The 20,111-nt window shown below is 70.0% G+C and carries 16 protein-coding genes, 1 tRNA gene and 2 riboswitches; of the genes, 13 read left to right on the top strand and 4 right to left on the bottom strand.

Annotation, left to right across the window (positions count from 1 at the left end; genetic code table 11):
- Positions 1–3 precede the first annotated feature (3 nt).
- Positions 4–585: a DUF3027 domain-containing protein gene (locus tag IE069_RS12235; RefSeq protein ID WP_189350850.1), complete on the top strand. Its 582-nt coding sequence runs from the start codon at positions 4–6 to the stop codon at positions 583–585.
- A gap of 83 nt (positions 586–668) precedes the next feature.
- Here IE069_RS12235 and serC read toward each other — a convergent pair whose 3' ends face one another.
- Complete coding sequence (serC, locus tag IE069_RS12230; RefSeq protein WP_189350849.1) at positions 669–1,790, bottom strand: phosphoserine transaminase; 1,122 nt, start codon at positions 1,788–1,790, stop codon at positions 669–671.
- Positions 1,791–1,996: 206 nt separating this feature from the next.
- On the opposite strand from serC, the gene IE069_RS12225 reads away from it, so the two are divergent.
- From IE069_RS12225 to IE069_RS12185, 9 genes are all read left to right on the top strand, one after another.
- Positions 1,997–2,692, top strand: a complete 696-nt coding sequence (locus tag IE069_RS12225; protein WP_189350848.1) for an iron-dependent transcriptional repressor DtxR — start codon at positions 1,997–1,999, stop codon at positions 2,690–2,692.
- 123 nt (positions 2,693–2,815) lie between these two features.
- Positions 2,816–3,008, top strand: a riboswitch (cyclic di-AMP (ydaO/yuaA leader).
- 1 nt (position 3,009) lies between these two features.
- Positions 3,010–3,969: a M23 family metallopeptidase gene (locus IE069_RS12220; RefSeq protein ID WP_229791129.1), complete on the top strand. Its 960-nt coding sequence runs from the start codon at positions 3,010–3,012 to the stop codon at positions 3,967–3,969.
- A gap of 146 nt (positions 3,970–4,115) precedes the next feature.
- Positions 4,116–4,286, top strand: a riboswitch (cyclic di-AMP (ydaO/yuaA leader).
- A gap of 3 nt (positions 4,287–4,289) precedes the next feature.
- The gene (locus tag IE069_RS12215) at positions 4,290–5,129 is read left to right on the top strand and encodes a C40 family peptidase (RefSeq protein WP_189350847.1); all 840 of its coding nucleotides are present in this window, start codon (positions 4,290–4,292) and stop codon (positions 5,127–5,129) included.
- 335 nt (positions 5,130–5,464) lie between these two features.
- A complete protein-coding gene (locus IE069_RS12210) occupies positions 5,465–5,962 on the top strand; it encodes an HNH endonuclease (RefSeq protein ID WP_189350846.1) in 498 nt (165 codons plus the stop codon).
- Entirely contained in the window at positions 5,929–7,032 is a 1,104-nt protein-coding gene (locus tag IE069_RS12205; protein WP_189350845.1) for a DUF6457 domain-containing protein, read from the top strand. The genes IE069_RS12210 and IE069_RS12205 overlap by 34 nt, the downstream gene beginning before the upstream one ends.
- A gap of 7 nt (positions 7,033–7,039) precedes the next feature.
- Positions 7,040–8,299 carry a molybdopterin molybdotransferase MoeA gene (locus tag IE069_RS12200; RefSeq protein WP_189350844.1) on the top strand — a complete coding sequence of 420 codons (1,260 nt, stop codon included), beginning with the start codon at positions 7,040–7,042 and terminating at the stop codon, positions 8,297–8,299.
- A 36-nt stretch (positions 8,300–8,335) separates the two neighbouring features.
- Entirely contained in the window at positions 8,336–9,223 is an 888-nt protein-coding gene (gene fdhD, locus IE069_RS12195; protein WP_189350843.1) for a formate dehydrogenase accessory sulfurtransferase FdhD, read from the top strand.
- Positions 9,216–11,543 (top strand): FdhF/YdeP family oxidoreductase, encoded by a 2,328-nt coding sequence (locus IE069_RS12190; protein ID WP_189350842.1) that lies wholly within the window; start codon positions 9,216–9,218, stop codon positions 11,541–11,543. The genes fdhD and IE069_RS12190 overlap by 8 nt, the downstream gene beginning before the upstream one ends.
- A 44-nt stretch (positions 11,544–11,587) precedes the next feature.
- The gene (locus IE069_RS12185) at positions 11,588–13,438 is read left to right on the top strand and encodes an ABC transporter ATP-binding protein (protein WP_189350841.1); all 1,851 of its coding nucleotides are present in this window, start codon (positions 11,588–11,590) and stop codon (positions 13,436–13,438) included.
- Here the strand turns inward: IE069_RS12185 and IE069_RS12180 are convergent.
- Positions 13,435–13,902, bottom strand: coding sequence for an NUDIX hydrolase (locus tag IE069_RS12180; RefSeq protein WP_189350840.1), 468 nt, complete (start codon positions 13,900–13,902; stop codon positions 13,435–13,437). The two genes, IE069_RS12185 and IE069_RS12180, sit on opposite strands and share 4 nt — an antisense overlap.
- 206 nt (positions 13,903–14,108) lie before the next feature.
- Between IE069_RS12180 and IE069_RS12175 the strand changes: the two genes are divergently transcribed.
- On the top strand, positions 14,109–15,338 hold the full coding sequence (locus tag IE069_RS12175; protein ID WP_189350839.1) for an ROK family transcriptional regulator: 1,230 nt from the start codon (positions 14,109–14,111) through the stop codon (positions 15,336–15,338).
- A 76-nt stretch (positions 15,339–15,414) separates the two neighbouring features.
- Here the strand turns inward: IE069_RS12175 and IE069_RS12170 are convergent.
- A tRNA-Arg gene (locus IE069_RS12170) sits at positions 15,415–15,491 on the bottom strand.
- Positions 15,492–15,519: 28 nt separating this feature from the next.
- Complete coding sequence (locus tag IE069_RS12165; RefSeq protein ID WP_189350838.1) at positions 15,520–16,194, bottom strand: hypothetical protein; 675 nt, start codon at positions 16,192–16,194, stop codon at positions 15,520–15,522.
- Between the two features lie 64 nt (positions 16,195–16,258).
- On the opposite strand from IE069_RS12165, the gene pcrA reads away from it, so the two are divergent.
- Positions 16,259–18,688 carry a DNA helicase PcrA gene (gene pcrA / locus IE069_RS12160; protein ID WP_189350837.1) on the top strand — a complete coding sequence of 810 codons (2,430 nt, stop codon included), beginning with the start codon at positions 16,259–16,261 and terminating at the stop codon, positions 18,686–18,688.
- A 248-nt stretch (positions 18,689–18,936) separates the two neighbouring features.
- The gene (sucC, locus tag IE069_RS12155; protein WP_189350836.1) at positions 18,937–20,103 is read left to right on the top strand and encodes an ADP-forming succinate--CoA ligase subunit beta; all 1,167 of its coding nucleotides are present in this window, start codon (positions 18,937–18,939) and stop codon (positions 20,101–20,103) included.
- Positions 20,104–20,111: the final 8 nt, after the last annotated feature.

Genomic DNA, 20,111 nt, shown 5'->3' with positions numbered 1-20,111 from the left:
GCCATGACGCGTACCCCGAAACTGGACGCAGTGCTGGCCGCGGACGTGGCCGCCGCACGCGGAGCGCTCGTGCCGCTCGTGCCCGAGGCGCAGGTCGGCGCGCATCTGGGCGTCAGCGCGGAGGGGGACCGGCTCGTCCTCCACCGGTTCGAGGCCAGGGTCCGCGGCTATGCGGGCTGGCACTGGTACGTCACGCTGGCCCGCGGCCCCCGCGTCAAGAGCGCCACCGTGTGCGACTCGGGACTGGTCCCGGGCGAGCGCGCGCTCCTGGCGCCGGCCTGGGTGCCGTGGGCCGAACGCGTCGCGCCGGAGGAACTGGCCGAGCAGAAGGCACGCGACGAGGCCGAGGCCGCGGCCGCGCAGGAACCCGCAGCCGAAGCGACCGGCAGCTCCGAAGCCCCGGCCGTCGGCGACGACGGCCAGGAAGCGGACGCCGCCGGAGACGAGCAGACGCCCGAACAGGACGCACAGGACGACGCCGCGCCCGCCGGGGCCGTAGACGGGGACGAGGAGTCGGAGGGGGACGGCCAGACCCGGCCCCGCCGCCGCCGTCGTCCGCGCCGCCGGCCCCGCTCGGCGTCGTAGGACGCGGCAGGGGAACAGCTTCACACCAGAACGCCCGGGCCGCACCTCAGGTGCGACCCGGGCGTTCCGCCGTTGCGGGACCCCTAGAGGTTCTCGAGGACGTAGTCGATGCAGTTCGTCAGGGCCGTGACGTCGTCCGGCTCGATCGCGACGAACGTCGCCACGCGCAGCTGGTTGCGGCCCAGCTTCCGGTACGGCTCGGTGTCCACGACGCCGTTGGCGCGCAGGGCCTTGGAGATCGCGGCGGCGTCGACCGACTCGTCGAAGTCGATCGTGGCGATGACGTTCGAGCGGTCCTGGGCGTTGACCACGTACGGGGTCGCAACCGACGACGCCTCGGCCCACCCGTAGATGCGCGAGGCAGAATCCGCGGTGCGGGCCGTCGCCCAGTCCAGACCGCCGTTGGAGAGCATCCACTTGACCTGGTCGTCCAGGGTGACGAGGGTCGACAGACTCGGGGTGTTGTACGTCTGGTTCTTGGCAGAGTTGTCGATCGCCGTCTTCAGGTTCAGGAAATCCGGGACCCAGCGGCCGGTCGACGCGACCCGCTCGGCGCGCTCGAGCGCGGCCGGGGAGAACAGTGCCAGCCAGAGGCCGCCGTCGGACGCGAAGTTCTTCTGCGGGGCGAAGTAGTAGACGTCCGTCTCCGAGACATCGACGTCCAGGCCGCCGGCGGCGCTGGTGGCGTCGACGACGACGAGCGAACCCTCATCGGCCCCGGCGACGCGCTTCACCGGAGCGGCAACGCCCGTCGAGGTCTCGTTCTGCGGCCACGCGTAGACGTCGACGCCTTCCTCGGCGACCGGGTCGGGTCGGGTGCCCGGCTCGGCCGTGATGATCGACGAGTCGGCGAGGAACGGGGCGGTGTTGGTGGCCTTGGCGAACTTCGAACCGAACTCGCCGAAGGACAGGTGCTGGGCCTTGTTCTCCACCAGGCCGAACGATGCGGTGTCCCAGAAAGCGGTCGAACCGCCGACACCCATGACCACCTGGTAGCCCTCGGGAGCCTTGAAGAGGTCGAGCAGGCCCTCCTGCACGGATTTCACCAGGTTCTTCACCGGGGCCTGGCGGTGGGAGGTGCCCAGGATGGAGGTCCCGGCGGCGAGCAGCGCGTCCAGTTGGCCGCGGCGGACCTTGGACGGGCCGGCCCCGAACCGCCCGTCGGCCGGCAACAGGTTCTCGGGGATGGTCAGGTGTTCGCTCACGTTGGCTCCTGCGGTAGGTGATCGCCGTTCGAGGCCGGTCGCGGCCGGCTCTTGTCATGCGCGCGTGGCACAGGTGCCGCGCACGCGCTGCTTCCATGTTCACCCAGCGCGAGGTCCAAACCTGAACCCGGGAAGGATTGTTAACGCGGGGTAGAGTAAGAACCAGTTCCAATACACCCTTCGAATGCCCTCTGGGAGCCACCTGCGTGACTGACCTGATCGATACAACAGAGATGTACTTGAGGACCATTCTGGAACTCGAGGAGGAGCGGATCACGCCCCTGCGGGCGCGCATCGCGGAGCGGTTGGGGCATTCGGGCCCGACCGTGTCGCAGACGGTCGCGCGCATGGAGCGCGACGGCCTCCTCGTGGTCTCGAAAGACCGTCATCTCGAACTGACCGGCGCCGGCCGCCAGCTGGCGACCGAGGTCATGCGCAAGCACCGCCTGGCCGAGCGGTTGCTCGCCGACGTGATCGGGCTCGACTGGGAGTACGTGCACGACGAGGCGTGCCGCTGGGAGCACGTCATGAGCGAACGCGTCGAGCGGAGGCTCTTCGACCTGCTGGGCCAGCCGTCCGAGTCGCCGTACGGGAACCCGATCCCCGGCCTGGATGCCCTGGGCGGTCCCGTCGGCGCCGACTTCGGCCGCGGGGTCCAGAACCTCGACGACGCGTTGACCGGCGGCGAGGCCGGGCCCGTGAAGGTCCTGCGTCTGGCCGAGACCATCCAGGTCGACCCGGTGCTGCTGGGGCAGCTCAACGAAGGCGGGATCCGCCCGGGCGCCACGGTCACGCTGGAGCGCGCCGGCGAGTACGTCGTCGTCCGCGTCGAGGGGGTCGAGGGGGCGCTCGAGCTGCCCGCCGAGGTCAGCGCCCACGTCTTCGTGGAGGCCGGCGAATAACGGAATCGGCCGTGACGGGGAAAACGATAACGGAATTGTAACTTTGTAGCGTCTCCGTTACTGTTGGTAACAGCTGGGACTAGTCCTAGCCATCGGATTCCGAGTTCGCCGAGCTCTGCCGTCGGGATCCGTGAACCGAACACTTTCCGGCAGAGGCGGGGGAACCATCTATCGCGGGAGCGAAGCGCACGGGTCGGACCTGTGCCGCGCGACCCAGGGGTGAAGTCAGTCAATCTCCAAGTTGGGGGAGTGGCGGCCGGGTGCATCTCACACCCGAATCCGACAGCTAACTTCGCAGGCATCCGAGAGGTAATCGATTGACTGAGAACATGTCCCACGGCCGCGATGCGGCCCGGGACGACGATGCGGGCGCCGAGGCGCCCCTCCGTCGTCCGCGCGGCGCCGAACGCCGCCGTCTGCAAGCAGACACGGGAGAGCAGGAGCGAGTCGCGCCGGCGGATCCCGCCTATGTCGGGCACCGCTACAAGAGCGGCCTGCGCTACACCGGAGTCGAGGCCTCCCAGCTGGACGAGCTGGCAGCCAGGGCCGCCGAGGCCGAGCCGGAAGCAGCGGCCCCCGTGGTCGACTTGGAAGAGCGTCGTCAGGCGCCGTCGCCGAGCCGGATGCGCGTCGCCGCCAGCCACAAGATCGCCGCCGCCGCGGCCGTTTCCGGCCTCGCACTGACGGCCGCGTGGCCGCAGGTGGGCGATCCCGGCCAGGAGGCACGCGCCAAGGCGGAGGTCCAGGCGACCGTGGAGGACGTCGTCGTGGCCGAGTCCGACGACTTCGATATCGAACTCGCCTCCGTGAAGAGCTCCTTCACCGAGGAGGACCACCTGGACCAGGTGATGACGGCCGCCAGCGGCGACGTCACGAAGGTCGAGACCGCGGGTGTGCTCGCGCAGCCGCTCGACACGGTCCGCATCACCTCCCGCTTCGGCTACCGGGCGAACCCGTGGGGTGGAGCCGGCATGGTCAGCCACATCGGCCAGGACTACGGCATCGCCTGCGGTACGCCGGTCAAGGCTGCCGCGGCCGGAACCGTCGTCCAGGCAGGCTACGCGGGCCACTCCGGCAACCGCGTCCGCGTCGACCACGGCAACGGCCTCGAGACGACCTACAACCACAACACGTCGTTGAAGGTGTCAGTCGGCCAGACCGTCGAGCGCGGCGACGTCGTCTCCCTGGCCGGGACGACCGGCAACTCTACCGGTTGCCACCTGCACTTCGAGGTCCTCGTCGACGGCACCGCCGTCGATCCGGCTGGTTGGTTGTAGTTTCAATCCGGCGAGACCGGAAAAATATCGTTCCGTGACCTTAACGTGACATTCGGTCCGGATTCGTATACCGTTGACATCGTGCCGGGCCCCGTATGGGCTCAGCACCCTCGGACGGAGTGTTCAACACTGCCGCCGACCGAGGCCCGTTCGTTACAAACACGCTTGGCAGTGGCGGGGGAACCAAACACAGGATCCAAGAGATCTTGAGGGCCACGGCCCTTGGGGTTAAGCGATCGGAACAGAACCTGTTCCGGCCGCCGGGTGACTCCCACTCGAACCCGACAGCTCACCTCGTAGACATAGGGAGAGGTATAACTTTGTCCAAGCGCCATGCACTCGGTCGCCACCGCGCGGCTCCAGTACGCAGCAACCCGCTCGAGGGTGTTTCCAAAGCCGTAGCGTCCAACGCCGGCTCCGTCGGCCGCCAGGCCGCCGTCATCGCCGCAGCATCCGGCCTCGTCCTCACCATGGGCGTCCCGGCACAGGCCAACCCGGTGGCCCGCGAGGCCGCCAGCGCCCCGGTCGAGACCCTCCCGGTCGAGCGCACCGCAGTCTCCGCAGTGACCGTCTCCGCGAAGGCCGTCGAAGACTTCGAGGTCGAGCGCGTTGTCATCGAGGCGGCCCCGGCCCCCGAGCCCGAGCCGGTCGTCGTGGCCGTCGCCGAAGAGGTCGAGGAAGTCGAGGACGAGGCGCAGTACGCCGCCACGACCCGCGAGAACGTGAACGAGGGCGCGAGCGCCGCCGCAGCGCCGGCCGCCGAGGCCGCACCGGAGCCCGAGCCGGTCGTCGAGGCCGCCGCCAGCGGCACCGGTGCCGCGATCGCAGCCATGGCCGCCCAGTACCAGGGCACCCCCTACGTCTGGGGCGGAAGCTCGCCGTCCGGCTGGGACTGCTCCGGCTTCGTCCAGTGGATCTACGCGCAGCACGGCATCTCCGTCGCCCGCGGCACCTCCAACATCCTGGCCTCCAGCCAGTTCGTCCGCACGTCCTCGCCGAAGCTGGGCGACCTCGTCTTCCAGAACGGCGGAGGCCACGTCGGCATCTACATCGGCAACGGCCAGATCATCGGCGCCCAGAACCCCTCGGTCGGCACCGTCATCCGCCCGGCCGACAGCGTCTACGGCCCGCTCTACGGCTACTACACGCTGGCCGGCTAACACCGGCGACCGGCCCCGCGCCGGTACGCGGCAGTCATCTGCCGCAACCTCTCTCCACTGGCCCGTCCGCGCAACCCGCGGACGGGCCAGCGGCGTTTAACGAGGGGTCGGGACCCGGGGAAGTCGTGGCTGAACGGCGGCGAACCGCCAGATGACGGCGAGGCGCACCGGGGGTGACGGCCCGCCGAATTCGCGTACGACACGCCCCGGCGCGTGGTGCAGGACACATCACCGGCGCGGCGGCACCGTTAGGCTGGATGACGGAAGAGCCACGTCGTACGCCGTGGGGGAAGCACCATCGACGCCCGCGGCGAGCAGGACCGTGAGGAACGCGTATGCGAACCCTAGTACTGAATGCTGGATACGAGCCCCTAGCGGTGGTGACATTCCGCCGCGCGCTGCTCCTCGTCCTGACGGGGAAGGCCAGCATCCTCGCCGAGGACCCCGACCCCGTCGTCGGACCCAGCGACGTCGTCTCCCGGCCCTCCGTCATCCTCCTCAACCGCTACGTGCGAGTCCCCTACCGCAGCCCGGCCCATGTCACCCGTCGGGGCGTCCTGCGGCGCGACGGCCACACCTGCGCCTACTGCGGGCGCCACGCGTCGACCGTCGACCACATCCACCCCCGGTCGCTCGGGGGCGCGGACTCCTGGGAGAACCTCGTCGCGTGCTGCCTGACATGCAATGGGAAGAAGGGCAACCGGACCCTCCGGCAGCTAGGGTGGAAGCTGAAATTCCAGCCCGTCGCCCCGCACGGGCCGGCCTGCTACATCTCGGAACTGGAGCGCCCGGCAGAAGCATGGAACGAATTCCTGAGCACCGAGGCGGCCTGAGGGCCGCGATCGTCCTCGCCGGCGGTCGCGGCTCGCGGCTCGGCGGCGCCGACAAGGCGGCCCTGACGTACGACGGCGCCAGCCTCCTCGACCGCGCCGTCGCCGCCCTCGCGTCCCCGCCCGCCGCCACGAGCGGTGCGTCCCCGCCCGCCGCCACGAGCGGTGCGCCGGCGGCCGGCCGGGCAGTCGACGTGATCGCCGTCGTCGGGCCTTCCGGCCTGCGCGACCGGGTGGACCGGCTCGCCGCGGTCCACGGAGTCAGGATCCTCCTCACCCGCGAGACACCCGCGTTCGCGGGTCCCGCCGCGGCCGTCGGCGCCGGGATCGACGCCCTGGACGGCGCGGGGGAATGGGCACCGGAAGACGCCGGGCTCTGCGTCGTCCTGGCGGTCGACTACGCCCGGCCGGAGCGGATCCTCGCGGTCCTCCGCCGCGCGGAGGAGGGCTCCGCGGCGGGTGCCGACGCAGAACCGGGCCGGGAGGCATGGGTGCCGCGCGACGTCGACGGGTGGGACCAGCCGCTCGCGTCGCTCTGGGACCGCGCCGCCCTGCGCCGCGCCGTCGGCGAACTGCGTCGCGAGGGGACGCTCGCGAATGCGTCGATGAGGGCACTGCTTGGTAAAGTCGGTGTGGCCCACCTGACAACGGCGGAGCCCGCCGGGGCGGACCCCGCCGAGCTCTTCGCCGACGTCGACACGTGGGACGACGCCGCACGCGCCGGGATCACGGCGCCAGCCGCGCCCGAGAAGAAGGCACCGCAGGAGGACGACATGGAAGCCGAGAAAACACCGGGCACCGGCCGGGGCGAGCACCCCGAGCTCGACGCGTGGGCCCGCGAATTGACGTCGGCCTACGGGCTCGAGGACGCGCCCGTCGACATCGAGCGCATCCTCTCCCTCGCCGGCGAGGCCGCCCACGCCATCGTGCGTCCGGCGGCGCCCCTGACGACCTACATCGCCGGCTACGCGGCCGGGCTCGCGGCTGCACGCTCGGAGGCGGGCGGGGAGAACGCCGCCGCCGAGGCCGACGCCCTCGCCCGCCGTGCCATCGCCGACCGCGCGGAGGGGTAGCGCTCCCGTGAGCGACCGGAGACCGCCGGAGGCCCCTCCCCGCCCGGCCGCAGGAAACGCCGCCTGGCCCGCCGCCCGCGAAACCGCCCACCTCGCGGGCCGGCAGTTGATCGATACCGCCGACGAGCCCGTGCGCCAGCCCGTCGGGCTGGAGGACGCACTCGGCCACGTCCTCTCCGCGGACGTCCACGCGACGAATGAGATCCCCCACTTCGCCGCCTCCGCCATGGACGGCTGGGCCGTCGCCGGCGATGGCCCGTGGCAGGTGCTGGACGGCGACGCGAGAACGACGACGTCGCTGTCACCGGGGGAGGGCGTCGTCATCGTCACCGGGTCGCCGCTGCCCGGCGGCGCCACCGCCGTGCTGCGGCGCGAGCGGGGGCGCCTCGCCGACGCTCCCCGTGGTGGCGGCACCGGGGAGGCCCGCCGGCTGCTGCATGCGACGGAACCGGTCGGGCACCTCGCCGACATCCGTCCAGCCGGCCGGGAGGCCCATGCCGGCGAGCGGTTGTTCTCCGCGGGCACGTTCTTGACTCCCGGCCACCTCGCGGCCGCCGCCGTGGCCGGACTCGACGAGCTGCCGACCCTGCGCGTCCCGCGGGTCGGACTGGTACTGACCGGCGACGAGGTCGTCACGGCGGGCCTCCCGGGCCACGGGCTCGTCCGGGACGCCTTCGGGCCGGTCCTGCCCGCCGCGGTCCGCGGGCTCGGCGGAACCGTCGTGGACAGTACCCGGATCGGAGACGACCACGCCGCGACCGTGCGGGCGCTGGGAGCCGGCGGCGTCGACGTCGTCATCGCGACCGGCGGCACCGGACACTCGGGCGCGGACCACATCCGCCCGGCGCTGGCCGAGCTCGGCGCGGAGTTGCTCGTCGACCAGATCGCGATGCGCCCGGGCCACCCCGCGCTGCTCGCGCGCCGTTGCGACGGGGCGCTGGTCATCGCGCTGCCGGGAAATCCGCTGGCCGCGATGGCGGCCCTCGTCACGCTCGGCGGCCCCGTGCTCGCCGGAGCGACGGCCCGCTCGCTGCCCGTCCTGCGGCGGGCCCGGTCGACCGAGCGGTTCGATCCGCTGCCGGGCCGCTACCGGCTGGTCCCCGCCCGGCTCGACGGCGACGAGAGCGGCGTGCGTGCGAGCGCTGCCACCCACCGGGGCCCCGCCATGCTGCGCGGGCTCGCCGACTCGTCGTGCTTCCTGGCCGTCCCGCCGGAAGGGCTCTCCCCGGGCGACGGCGTCGACTGCGTGCCCCTGCCCTGGACCTGAACCACCCCCCCCCCCAACCGACCCGAAGGGAGCCCGATGGGCCGCAAGACCACCCGCCGCCGCATCATCCGGCTGAGCGCCGACGGTGGCGAACGCCGCCGCGAGGACACTCTGGCGGCCGAGGAGCCGCTCGAGATCCGCCTCGGTATTCCCGACGTGCCGGGCAGCGGGCAGACGGCGTTCACCGTCACGATGCGCACGCCGGGCGACGACTTCGACCTGGTCGCCGGCTTCCTCACCGGCGAGGGCGTCATCGCGTCCGCGGACGATCTGGTGAGCATGCGCTTCTGCGCCGGCGAGGACGAGTCCGGCCGCCAGACGTTCAACGTCGTCGAGGCGCAGCTGGCGCCTACCGCCCACGCCCCGACGCCGGGACAGCAGCGCAACGTCACGACCACGAGCGCGTGCGGCATCTGCGGGACCGCATCGATCGACGCCGTCGGCAAGTCCGCGCGGCTGCCGCTGGCGCCCGCACCGGAGGACGGGGACGACGACGCCGGGCGGCTGCCGCTCGACGTCCTCCTCGCGCTGCCCGACCTCCTGCGCGAGCGGCAGGAGATCTTCTCCCGCACCGGCGGGGTCCACGCCGCCGGGCTGTTCGACTACGAGGGCAACCTGCTCTGCCTGCGCGAGGACGTCGGGAGGCACAACGCCGTCGACAAGGTCGTCGGGTGGGCGCTGCGCGAGAGGCTGCTCCCGTCGCACGGCACGGTGCTCCAGGTGTCCGGCCGGGCCTCGTTCGAACTGGTCCAGAAAACCCGCATGGCGGGGATCAATATTCTCTCCGCAGTGAGCGCGCCGTCGTCACTTGCCGTAGAACTCGCCGAATCCGAGCAAGTCACTGTCGCCGGGTTCAGCCGGGGGAGTAGCGTTAACGTCTACACGCATCCGGAACGGATCGCCATCAGGAGGAACGATGCATAAACCAGCGCCTGTCGAGGACATCAACGAGGATGACCTCGACGTCAAGGCACCGAAGACGTCCGCGGCGGGAGTCAAGGCCGTCATGGTGGCCCTTGAGCGCGGCGTCGCCCAGGCCGGAGTCAGCCGGACCGTGCGCTCGATGCTGCAGGTCAACCAGCCGCACGGCGTCGACTGCCCGGGCTGCGCCTGGCCGGAAACCATCAAGGGGCGCCGCAAGACGGCCGAATTCTGCGAGAACGGCGCCAAGGCGCTCGCCGAGGAGAGCACCCTGCGCACCGCCGACCGCGACTGGTGGGCCGCCCACCCGATCAGCGAGCTGCGCGGGAAGACCGAGTACTGGCTCGGCAACCAGGGCCGCATCACCGAGCCGATGATGATCACCGCCGGCGAAGACCACTACCGGCCGATCAGCTGGAACGAGGCCTTCACGACGATCGCCGAGCACATCCACGCGACGACGCCGGACAAGTGCGCGTTCTACACGTCGGGCCGCACCGCGAACGAGACCGCATTCATGTACCAGCTCTTCGCGCGCAGTCTCGGCACCAACAACCTGCCCGACTGTTCCAACATGTGCCACGAGTCCTCCGGGTCCGCCATGACCCCGACGATCGGCATCGGCAAGGGCACGGTCTCCCTCGAGGACTTCGACCACGCCGACGTCATCATGATCGTCGGCCAGAACCCCGGTACCAATCACCCGCGCATGCTCTCCGCGCTCGCCGAGGCCCGCGAGCGGGGGGCGAAAGTCATCGCCGTGAACCCGCTGCCCGAGGCCGGGCTGATGAACTTCAAGGACCCGCAGAAGATCAACGGGGTCGTCGGGTCCGGCGATCGGATCTCCGACGAGTTCCTGCAGATCAAGGTCGGCGGCGACCTGGCCCTGTTCCAGGCCCTCGGCCACCTGCTGCTGCAGGAGGAGGAGCGCGCGCCGGGGACCGTCGTCGACCACGACTTCCTTGCGGAGAACACCGAGGGCTTCGATGTCTACCGCGAGGCCCGCAGCGTCATCGACTGGGACGCCACCGAGGAGGCCACCGGCCTCTCGCGGCTGGAGATCGCCACGGTCGCCAATCTGCTGGCCAAGTCCAAGGGCACGATCATCTGCTGGGCGCTGGGGCTGACGCAGCAGCCGCACTCGGTCGACACGATCCGGGAGATCGTCAACCTTCTGCTTCTGCAGGGCAACTTCGGCAAGCCCGGGGCGGGGGCGTGCCCCGTGCGCGGGCACTCCAACGTGCAGGGCGACCGGACGATGGGCATCTGGGAGAAGCCGCCGGAGCACTGGCTCGCCCGACTCGATGCGGAGTTCGGAATCGAGAGCCCGCGCGAGCACGGTCACGATTCGGTCGAGACCCAGCAGGCCTTCGAGAACGGAGACGTCGACGTGTTCGTCTCGATGGGCGGGAACTTCTCGCTCGCCTGCTCCGACACCGAGGCGATCGAAGCCGGCATGATGCGCGCCGGACTCACCGTCCACATCTCGACGAAGCCGAACCGCTCGCACGTCGTGCACGGCAAGACGTCGATCATCCTGCCGACGCTGGGCCGCACGGACCGCGACGACAAGCATCCCTCCGGACCGCAGTTCCTCTCGGTCGAGGACTCGATGTCGGTCGTCAAGTCCACGCAGGGCCGTCTGGCCCCCGTCTCCGATCACCTGCTTGCCGAGCCCGTCATCGTGGCGCGCATGGCCGCTGCGGTACTCGGCGAGGACCACCCGGTGGACTGGAAGGCCATGGCCGAGGACTACGACGTCATCCGCGACCACATCTCGCGTGTGGTGCCCGGGTTCGAGGACTTCAACGCCCGCGTGCGCCGGCGCAACGGTTTCGTGCTGCCGAATCCGCCGCGTGACACCCGCAGTTTCGCCACGGAGTCCGGCCGGGCCCACTTCACGATCAGCCCGCTCGAGTACCTCATGGCCCCCGAGGGGCACCTGATCCTGCAGACGATGCGAAGCCACGACCAGTACAACACGACGTTCTACGGCCAGGACGACCGCTACCGCGGCATCAAGGGCGGCCGCCGGGTCATCCTCGTGCACCCGGACGACCTGGTCGAACTCGGGTTCGAGGACCGGCAGCTCGTCGACGTGATCTCCTCGTTCGCCGGCACCGAGCGGCGGGCGAACCGCTTCCGCCTCGTCGGCTACCCGACGGCGCGCGGGTGCGCGGCCGCCTACTACCCGGAGGCCAACGGGCTCGTGCACCGCGAACTCGTCGCCCGCGAGTCCAACACTCCCGGCTACAAGGCGATGATGGTCCGGTTCGTCCCGCACACGGAGGAGCCGTCGAGCACGTTCGACGACCGGTCCTGACCCGGATGTCCTGATGCGGGCGGCGGAGGGTATCGTGCCTTGATGTGAGTATGGAGCACGCGGCCTACGGGTCGCTCTACCGCCTGACCAAGGACAAACAGCAGCCGATCACGCCGGGAACCCCGTCGCGCGTGCTGCGCTTCGCGCGCGCCTACCGGGGGCGCCTGATCGCGTTCATCGCGGTCTCGATCGTCGCCGCGGTCCTCGCGGTCGCGACGCCGGTGCTCGCCGGCCGGGTCGTCGACGCCATCGTCGCCGACGGCCCGCTGTCGCTCATCGGCTGGCTGGCCGGGCTCATCGCGCTCGTCGCGCTCGCCGAGACGGGCGTCTCGGTGCTCTCCCGGTGGCTGTCCTCGTCGCTGGGGGAGCAGGTCATCTTCGACCTGCGCACCCAGGTGTTCGACCACGTGCAGCGGATGCCGGTCGCGTTCTTCACGCGGACCCGGACGGGTGCGCTGGTCTCGCGCCTGAACAACGACGTGCTCGGCGCCCAGGCGGCGTTCGCCGGCACCCTCTCCTCGGTGGTGAGCAACGCCGTCGCACTGGTGCTGACCGCGGCGGTCATGCTGTCGACGAGCTGGCAGGTGACCCTGCTGGCGGTGATCATGCTGCCCGTGTTCCTGATCCCCGCGCGCCGGATGGGGCGCGTGATCGCGGGTCTGCGGCGCGAGGCCGCCGAGCACAACGCCAGCATGGGCACGCAGATGACGGAGCGGTTCTCCGCCCCCGGGGCGACGCTCGTGAAGCTTTTCGGCCGCCCCGAGGCCGAGTCGGCCGATTTCGCCTCCCGGGCTGCCCGCGTGCGGGACATCGGGGTCAAGACCTCGATGCGCCAGTTCTACTTCGTCGCCGCGCTGACGCTCGTCGCGGCCCTCGCGCTGGCCCTGGTCTACGGTCTGGGCGGCTACTACGCGCTGCGCGGCGAGCTCGCCGCGGGTGACGTGGTGACGCTCGCGCTGCTGCTGACCCGCCTGTACGTCCCGCTGACCGGGCTCGCCAACGCGCGGGTGGAGATCATGAGCGCCCTGGTCAGCTTCGACCGCGTGTTCGAGATCCTCGACCTGAAGCCGATGATCGCCGAGCGCGAGGACCCGTCGGTGGTGCCCGCCGGGCCCGTGGGCATCCGGTTCGACGACGTCCGCTTCGCCTACCCGAGCGCGGATGCGGTCTCGCTGGCCTCCCTGGAGGACGTCTCCGTCCTCGACCACCGCGGCGGCGAGGAGGTGCTGCACGGCGTCGACTTCGAGGTCCCGGCCGGTCAGACGTTCGCCCTCGTGGGATCCTCCGGCGCCGGGAAGTCGACGATCGCCCAGCTGCTCACGCGCCTGTACGACGTGGAGTCGGGCGCCGTCCGCCTGGGCGGTACCGACGTGCGGGACGTCTCCTTCGCCGAACTCCGGTCCACCATCGGGATGGTGACGCAGGACGGCCACCTCTTCCACGACTCGATCGGCGCGAACCTGCGGCTGGCCGCCCCCGAAGCAAGCGACGAGCAGGTCTGGGAGGCCCTGCGCCGGGCCCGGCTCGGCGACGTCATCTCGGCGCTGCCGGACGGCCTCGAGACCATGGTCGGGGAGCGCGGCTACCGGCTCTCGGGCGGTGAGCGCCAGCGGATGACCATCGCCCGGCTGCTGCTGGCCGCCCCGCGGGTCGTCGTGCTCGACGAGGCGACAGCGGCGCTGGACAGCACCAACGAGGCCGCGGTCCAGGCCGCCCTCACCGAAGCCCTCCAGGGCCGGACGGCCGTGGTGATCGCCCACCGGCTCTCGACTGTGCGCTCGGCCGACCAGATCCTCGTCGTCGACGCCGGCCGCATCGTCGAGCGCGGGACGCACGAGGAGCTGCTCGCAGCGGACGGGCGGTACGCGCAGTTCTACCGCACGCAGTTCGCCTAGTCGGCCCCGCGGCGGAGGTGCTCCGGCGCGCCGATCAGACGCGGCAGGATCGACTCGGTCAGCAGGGGTGCCAGGTCGTCCCGTTCCAGGGCGCGCGAGGGGGCGATCCAGACGGCGTCCTCGAGCTCGGCGCGCACGGCGACCGAACCGGCGTCGTGCGGCGGGCTGCCGGCCGGCCTGACGGCGTCCGCGAGGGCGACATCGAAAACGTAGGCGTGCAGTGCGGTACCGGGCTCATTGGCCGCGGCGCCCTTCCAGAGGCCGCGGTCCACGAGGGCGTCCGCTTCGAAGAGGAGACCGAGTTCTTCGTGCAGTTCGCGAATCGCGGCCCGGGCAGGGGACTCGCCCTGTTCCAGTTTGCCTCCCGGCTGCATATACTTCGAAGTGCCGCGTTTGCGTACGAGCAAAATGCGCTCATTCGTGTCGTAAAGAACAGCTGCGGCGACGGTGAGTAATGTAGACACGATGGAAGCTTAACATTTCAATCGATTTCGGCGTTTCGCAAAATGTTGCACTATTTGAATGTAGCTAATCGTTATACTATTTGACTACCGACGGCGTGGCGGTGTCGTGGACAGGTCGCCGCAACCGGCAGACTGTGCACAAGGGCGGTCGTCATGTCGTCACAGCCCATTGACTACGTACGCGGTAGACAACCTCTGGAGACTCTATGCAGCGAGGCACAAACCTCGGAAGACTTGGTGATTTCAACCAGGCGGTCATTTTCGACTCGATCCGCCGTGCTGACGACGGTATCAGCCGGGTCGAGCTGGCCACCTCGACGGGCCTGTCCCCGCAGACCATCTCCAACGTCGTGCGCCGGCTCCTGGACAACGGCTTCGTGCGCGAGGACCGGACCGTCATCTCCGGCCCCGGCAAGCCGCGCACCGTCCTCGAGCTCGAAGCCGACCGCCTGTTCGCGATCGGCATCCACCTCGATCCGGGCCAGATCACGATCGTCATGGTGAACCTGCGCGGCCGCGTGGTCGGCAGCCGCCGGTTCGTCGAACGCGACATCGCGGTGCCGGAGGAGACGATCTCCATGATGGCGACGGCCGTCGAGGAGCTCATCAAGGACTCCGGCCAGCCGAAGGACCACATCGTCGGCATCGGTGTCGCGGCGCCGGGACCGATCAACCCCGAGGCCGGAACGATCGTCTCGCCGCCGCTGATGAGCGGCTGGAGCGAGGTCGAGGTCGTGGAGCCGCTCGTCGAGCGCCTGTCGCTCGACGTGCTGATCGAGAAGGACTCCGTCGCCTCCGCGATCGCCGAGCAGTGGAACGGCGACGAGGCGCGCGACCGCAACTTCATGTCCGTCTACATCGGCACCGGCGTCGGCGTCGGCATGGTCATCGGCGGCGAGGTCATCCGCGGGGCGAGCAGCAACGCCGGCGAGATCGCCCGTGTCCGCGTCAACCTGGACGGCAGCGACGACGACTCGGGCGAGTCCTCGACGTTCGCCTCGGCCGTCGCCTTCCCGGCCGTGCTGGCCAAGGCGCGCGAGCTGGGCGTCGACGTGGGCAGCGCCACCGACGACTCCAGCATGCACGAGCGTGCGCAACTGCTGAACTCGATCGTCCGGCAGGCCAAGGACGGCGAGGAGCCGGCTGTCGCCGTGGTCAAGGTCCTCAACCGCTACTGGGCGTCGCTCGTCTCGCAGCTGACGAACACCTTCGACGTCGACAAGGTCTTCGTCGGCGGACCGGTCTGGTCCGAGTTGCACGAGGTCCTCCACGACGACATGGACCGGATCCTCCAGGAGCGCTTCCTGATGAAGGACGTGCACGAGCTCGAGGTCCTCACCAGCGAGCTGGGCCACAACCTGGGTGCCATCGGCGGCGCGTGCGCCGTCCTCGACGCGGCCCTCTCGCCGAAGGCCAGCGCGCTGCTGCTGCGCTGACCAGAGTCGGAGCAGACGACGACGGGCCCCACCTGGTGGTGGGGCCCGTCGTCGTACCCGGTCCTTGCAGGACCGCTGGTGCCCCTGGCCGGAATTGAACCGACGGCCTACCCTTTAGGAGAGGGTCGCTCTATCCAACTGAGCTACAGGGGCATGCCCCCGCGCGGGAGGCGTAACCATACTAACGGTTCCGCGGATGGGCCGCGTCAAGGGCGTCGTTGACACGCGCACGGATCGTCAGCATCGAGATGCCGACCATGATGGCGACGGAGGCGAAGAACAGCGCCCAGCGCGCGATCGTCAGCGCGCTCACGACGGCGACGGCCGGCTGCCCGTCCCCGCCGGAGAGCAGCAGGTCGATCGCGTTGTTCTCGAACACGTCGACGACGGCGAACAGCAGGGGCACCGCCCAGAGCCCCCAGCGCTTCGGGCCGCGCGCGACGTTGAGGTTGACCGCGAGCATCGTCACGAGCGCGAAGAACAGCGGGAAGAGCAGGCCCGCGGTCTTGTGCAGGTAGTTCAGCTGGCCGCGGGCGTCGACGTCCATGGCGGCCCGCAGTTCGGCCACGGCGGCGTCGTCGTAGCCCAGCAGGCGCTGATCGAGCATCTCGAGCCCGCCCGTGAGATCCGTCATCTGGCCCAGCGCGAGCAGATGGTAGTACCAGAAGAGCAGTGCCGACGCGATGATCCCGGCCCACAGGATGATGCTGCCGTTGCTGCGTGCCTGCGCCTCGGAGCGCTGCGTCGTCGGATTTGGCGCGGCCTGGCCCTTCGCGCCGGCGGCCCGGCCGGCCGGTGGGGTCGGTGCGCCGGGAACTGGGCGGTGGGACCTGCTGCGTGACTTCTTCTTGGCCATCCACCCATTATGGGCGACCGGCCGCGGTCGATGTGCGGGTGCCGGCCCGTAGACTGGATGGACCATGGATTTTCTCTTCGACGACTTCGCCGCACCAGCCGAACAGCCGGAACCAGCGCAGACGACGCCCGGGGCGGAAGAGCTGCTGACCGGACTCAACCCCGAACAGGCCGAGGCCGTGAAGCACGCCGGAACGCCGCTGCTCATCGTGGCCGGTGCCGGGTCGGGCAAGACGCGCGTCCTGACGCACCGCATCGCCTACCTGCTCGCCACGGGGCGCTCCCGTCCGCACGAGGTCCTCGCCATCACCTTCACCAACAAGGCAGCCGCCGAGATGCGCGAGCGCATCGGCGAGCTCGTCGGCGCCGCCGCGGAGAAGATGTGGATCTCGACCTTCCACTCCTCATGCGTGAAGATCCTGCGGAGGGAGGCCGCCGCCGTGGGGCTGAAGTCGAACTTCTCGATCTACGACGCCGCCGATTCCCTGCGGCTCGTCACGATGATCGCGAAGTCGCTCGAACTGGACCCCAAGAAGTTCGCTCCGAAGGCGATTCTCAACAAGATCTCGGCGCTGAAGAACGAGCTGATCGACGACGAGGAGTACGTCTCGACGGCCGCCCAGGATCCCTTCAGCAAGGCCGTCGCCGAGGTCTACCGGATGTACACGCAGCGGTTGCGGCAGGCGAACGCGATGGACTTCGACGACCTGATCGGCCAGGTCGTCAACATCTTCCGGGCCTTCCCCGGGATCGCCGACAACTACCGGCGGCGCTTCCGCCACGTGCTCGTCGACGAGTACCAGGACACCAACCACGCCCAGTACGCGCTGGTACGGGCGCTGACCGGCCCGGACGGCCAGACCCCCGGCGGCGAGCTGACCGTCGTCGGCGACTCCGACCAGTCCATCTACGCGTTCCGCGGCGCCGATATCCGCAACATCGTCGAGTTCGGCAAGGACTACCCGGACGCGCGGACCATCAAGCTCGAGCAGAACTACCGCTCCACCCAGACCATCCTGACCGCCGCGAACGCGGTGATCGAGAGGAACCCGGACCGTCCGGCCAAGAAGCTGTGGACGGCCGAGGGCGACGGTGAGAAGATCACCGGCTACGTCGGCGAGTCCGAGCAGGCCGAGGCGAAGTGGATCGCCGACGAGATCCTGCGCCTGAACGACGACGAGGGCATCCGGCCCGGCGACGTCGCGATCTTCTACCGCACCAACGCGCAGTCCCGCTCCCTCGAGGAGCAGCTCATGCGCGTCGACCTGAAGTACAGGGTCGTCGGCGGCACCCGGTTCTACGACCGCAAGGAGATCAAGGACGCCCTCGCCTACCTGCGCGCGCTGGTCAACCCGGACGACGACGTCAACGTGCGGCGCGTCCTCAACGAGCCCAAGCGCGGCATCGGGGACCGCGCCGAGTACGCCGTCGCCGCGTTGGCCGCCCGGGACCGGCTGACGTTCATGGACGCCCTGCGCAAGGCCGAGGAGGCGCCCGGCATCGCGACGCGGAGCCTCAAGAACGTCAACTCCTTCGTCAAGCTGGTCGACGACCTGGCAACGGTCGCGGAGGGCTCCGGCGCGGCCGAGGCGCTCGAAGCCGTGCTGGAGCAGACGGGCTACCTCGAGACGCTGCGGAAGTCGACCGACCCGCAGGACGAGTCCAGGGTCGAGAACCTCGCCGAACTCGTCGCCGTCGTCCGCGACTACGAGCGGGAGAACCCCGAGGGCTCCCTGGAGGGCTTCCTGGAGCAGGTCTCTCTCGTCGCCGACGCGGACCAGATCCCCGACGCGCCCGTCGACGAGGAGGGCGCGGCGATGGCCGAGCAGGAGGGCGTCGTGACCCTCATGACCCTCCACACCGCCAAGGGCCTCGAGTTCCCCGTGGTCTTCCTGACCGGCATGGAGCACGGCATCTTCCCGCACCAGCGGTCGATGATGGACGAGCAGGAGCTCGCGGAGGAGCGCCGCCTGGCCTACGTCGGCCTGACCCGCGCCCGGAAGCGCCTCTACGTCTCGCGTTCGGAATACCGCAGCCTCTGGGGGCAGACCCAGTACAACCCGGCGAGCCAGTTCCTGCAGGAGATCCCCGAGAACCTGCTGGACTGGAAACGCGAGGGGTCGGCATCCCCCGGTGGATTCGGTTCCATCTCCGGAGGCTTCGGCTCCCGTGGCTCCGGATTCGGCTCCAGCCGCTACGACACCGGCTCGCACTGGGGTGCGGGCGCGTCCTCGCGCTCGAACCGGCAGGCGGGCGACCCGGAGACGGCGACCCTGCGGACGGCGCCGACGGTCCGGGCCGGCGGCCGGGTCCAGCAGCAGAAGGAAGTCGTCTCGCTCGAGGTCGGCGACAAGGTGAAGCATGCGACGTTCGGCGACGGCACCGTCGTCGCACTCGAAGGCAGCGGCGACAAGACCGTCGCCAAGGTGGGTTTCGGGGCCGAGGAGAAGCGGTTGCTGCTGCGCTACGCGCCCTTGACCAAGACGGACGGGTAGCCCGCCCACGACAGGCATGAGAGGCGGATCACACCTGCCGTATCGTCGTGCCGCTGCGCGCGGAATCGGGGCCGCGAAGTTGACCGTCTACGCCCTGTAGAACTGGGTGATGCCGCCCGAACGCGTTAGTCTAGGCGAGGCGTCAAGCGCCGCGGAGGCCCCATTCGGCCTTCGAAAGGAATCGGCGGGCTGGGTTAGGCCCGTGCGTTCCGAGTCAGACACGACTTCGACGTAGAAGGACACAGCCCGTGGACCTGTATGAATACCAGGCGCGCGATTTGTTCGAGAAGCACGGCGTCCCCGTGCTTGCCGGCATCGTTGCGTACACCCCAGAAGAAGCCAAGGCCGCTGCCGAGAAGATCGGCGGCGTGGTTGTGGTCAAGGCTCAGGTAAAGGTCGGCGGCCGCGGCAAGGCCGGCGGCGTCAAGGTCGCCAAGAACGCCGATGAGGCCTTCGAGTACGCGAGCAACATCCTCGGTATGGACATCAAGGGCCACACCGTCAACAAGGTCATGATCGCGCAGGGTGCAGACATCGCCGAGGAGTTCTACTTCTCGGTCCTGCTCGACCGCGCGAACCGCAACTACCTGGCCATGTGCTCGGTCGAGGGCGGCGTGGAGATCGAGCAGCTCGCCGTCGAGCGCCCCGAGGCACTCGCCAAGGTCGCCGTCGACCCGATCGTCGGCATCGACCAGGCCAAGGCCGACGAGATCGTCGCCGAGGCCAACTTCCCCGAAGAGCTGCGCACCGCGGTCGCCGAGACCATCAAGACCCTGTGGACCGTCTTCACCGAAGAGGACGCCACGCTCGTCGAGGTGAACCCGCTGGTCAAGACCGGCGCCGGCGACATCATCGCCCTCGACGGCAAGGTCTCCCTGGACGAGAACGCCTCCGAGGTCCGCCACGCGGACCACGAGGAGCTCGAGGACAAGGGTGCGGCCGACCCGCTCGAAGCCAAGGCCAAGGAAGCCGGCCTGAACTACGTGAAGCTGGACGGCGAAGTCGGCATCATCGGCAACGGTGCGGGCCTCGTCATGTCCACGCTGGACGTCGTCGCCTACGCCGGCGAGAACCACGGCGGCGTCAAGCCGGCCAACTTCCTCGACATCGGAGGCGGCGCCTCCGCCGAGGTCATGGCCAACGGGCTGGACGTCATCCTCAACGACCCGCAGGTCAAGAGCGTCTTCGTGAACGTCTTCGGCGGCATCACCGCGTGCGACGCCGTCGCCGACGGCATCGTGAAGGCCCTCGCCATCCTGGGCGAGACAGCCACCAAGCCGCTCGTGGTCCGCCTGGACGGCAACAACGTCGACGAGGGACGCCGCATCCTGGCCGACGCCAACCACCCGCTGGTCACGCTTGCCACCACCATGGACGAGGGGGCCGACAAGGCCGCCGAGCTGGCGAACGCCTAAGGACGAGG

It is taken from the genome of Zhihengliuella salsuginis (assembly GCF_014651715.1).
GTDB lineage: Bacteria > Actinomycetota > Actinomycetes > Actinomycetales > Micrococcaceae > Zhihengliuella > Zhihengliuella salsuginis.
The sequence above is the reverse complement of the archived record's forward strand: the minus strand, read 5'-3'. Positions and strand labels throughout refer to the sequence as shown.

Excerpts from the sequence above, each read along its gene's own strand:
- pcrA (WP_189350837.1), top strand. The coding sequence starts at position 16,259 with ATGGATTTTCTCTTCGACGACTTCGCCGCACCAGCCGAACAGCCGGAA.
- IE069_RS12190 (WP_189350842.1), top strand. The coding sequence starts at position 9,216 with ATGCATAAACCAGCGCCTGTCGAGGACATCAACGAGGATGACCTCGAC.
- IE069_RS12205 (WP_189350845.1), top strand. The coding sequence starts at position 5,929 with ATGGAACGAATTCCTGAGCACCGAGGCGGCCTGAGGGCCGCGATCGTC.
- IE069_RS12235 (WP_189350850.1), top strand. The coding sequence starts at position 4 with ATGACGCGTACCCCGAAACTGGACGCAGTGCTGGCCGCGGACGTGGCC.
- fdhD (WP_189350843.1), top strand. The coding sequence starts at position 8,336 with ATGGGCCGCAAGACCACCCGCCGCCGCATCATCCGGCTGAGCGCCGAC.
- IE069_RS12175 (WP_189350839.1), top strand. The coding sequence starts at position 14,109 with ATGCAGCGAGGCACAAACCTCGGAAGACTTGGTGATTTCAACCAGGCG.
- IE069_RS12165 (WP_189350838.1), bottom strand. The coding sequence starts at position 16,194 with ATGGCCAAGAAGAAGTCACGCAGCAGGTCCCACCGCCCAGTTCCCGGC.
- IE069_RS12210 (WP_189350846.1), top strand. The coding sequence starts at position 5,465 with ATGCGAACCCTAGTACTGAATGCTGGATACGAGCCCCTAGCGGTGGTG.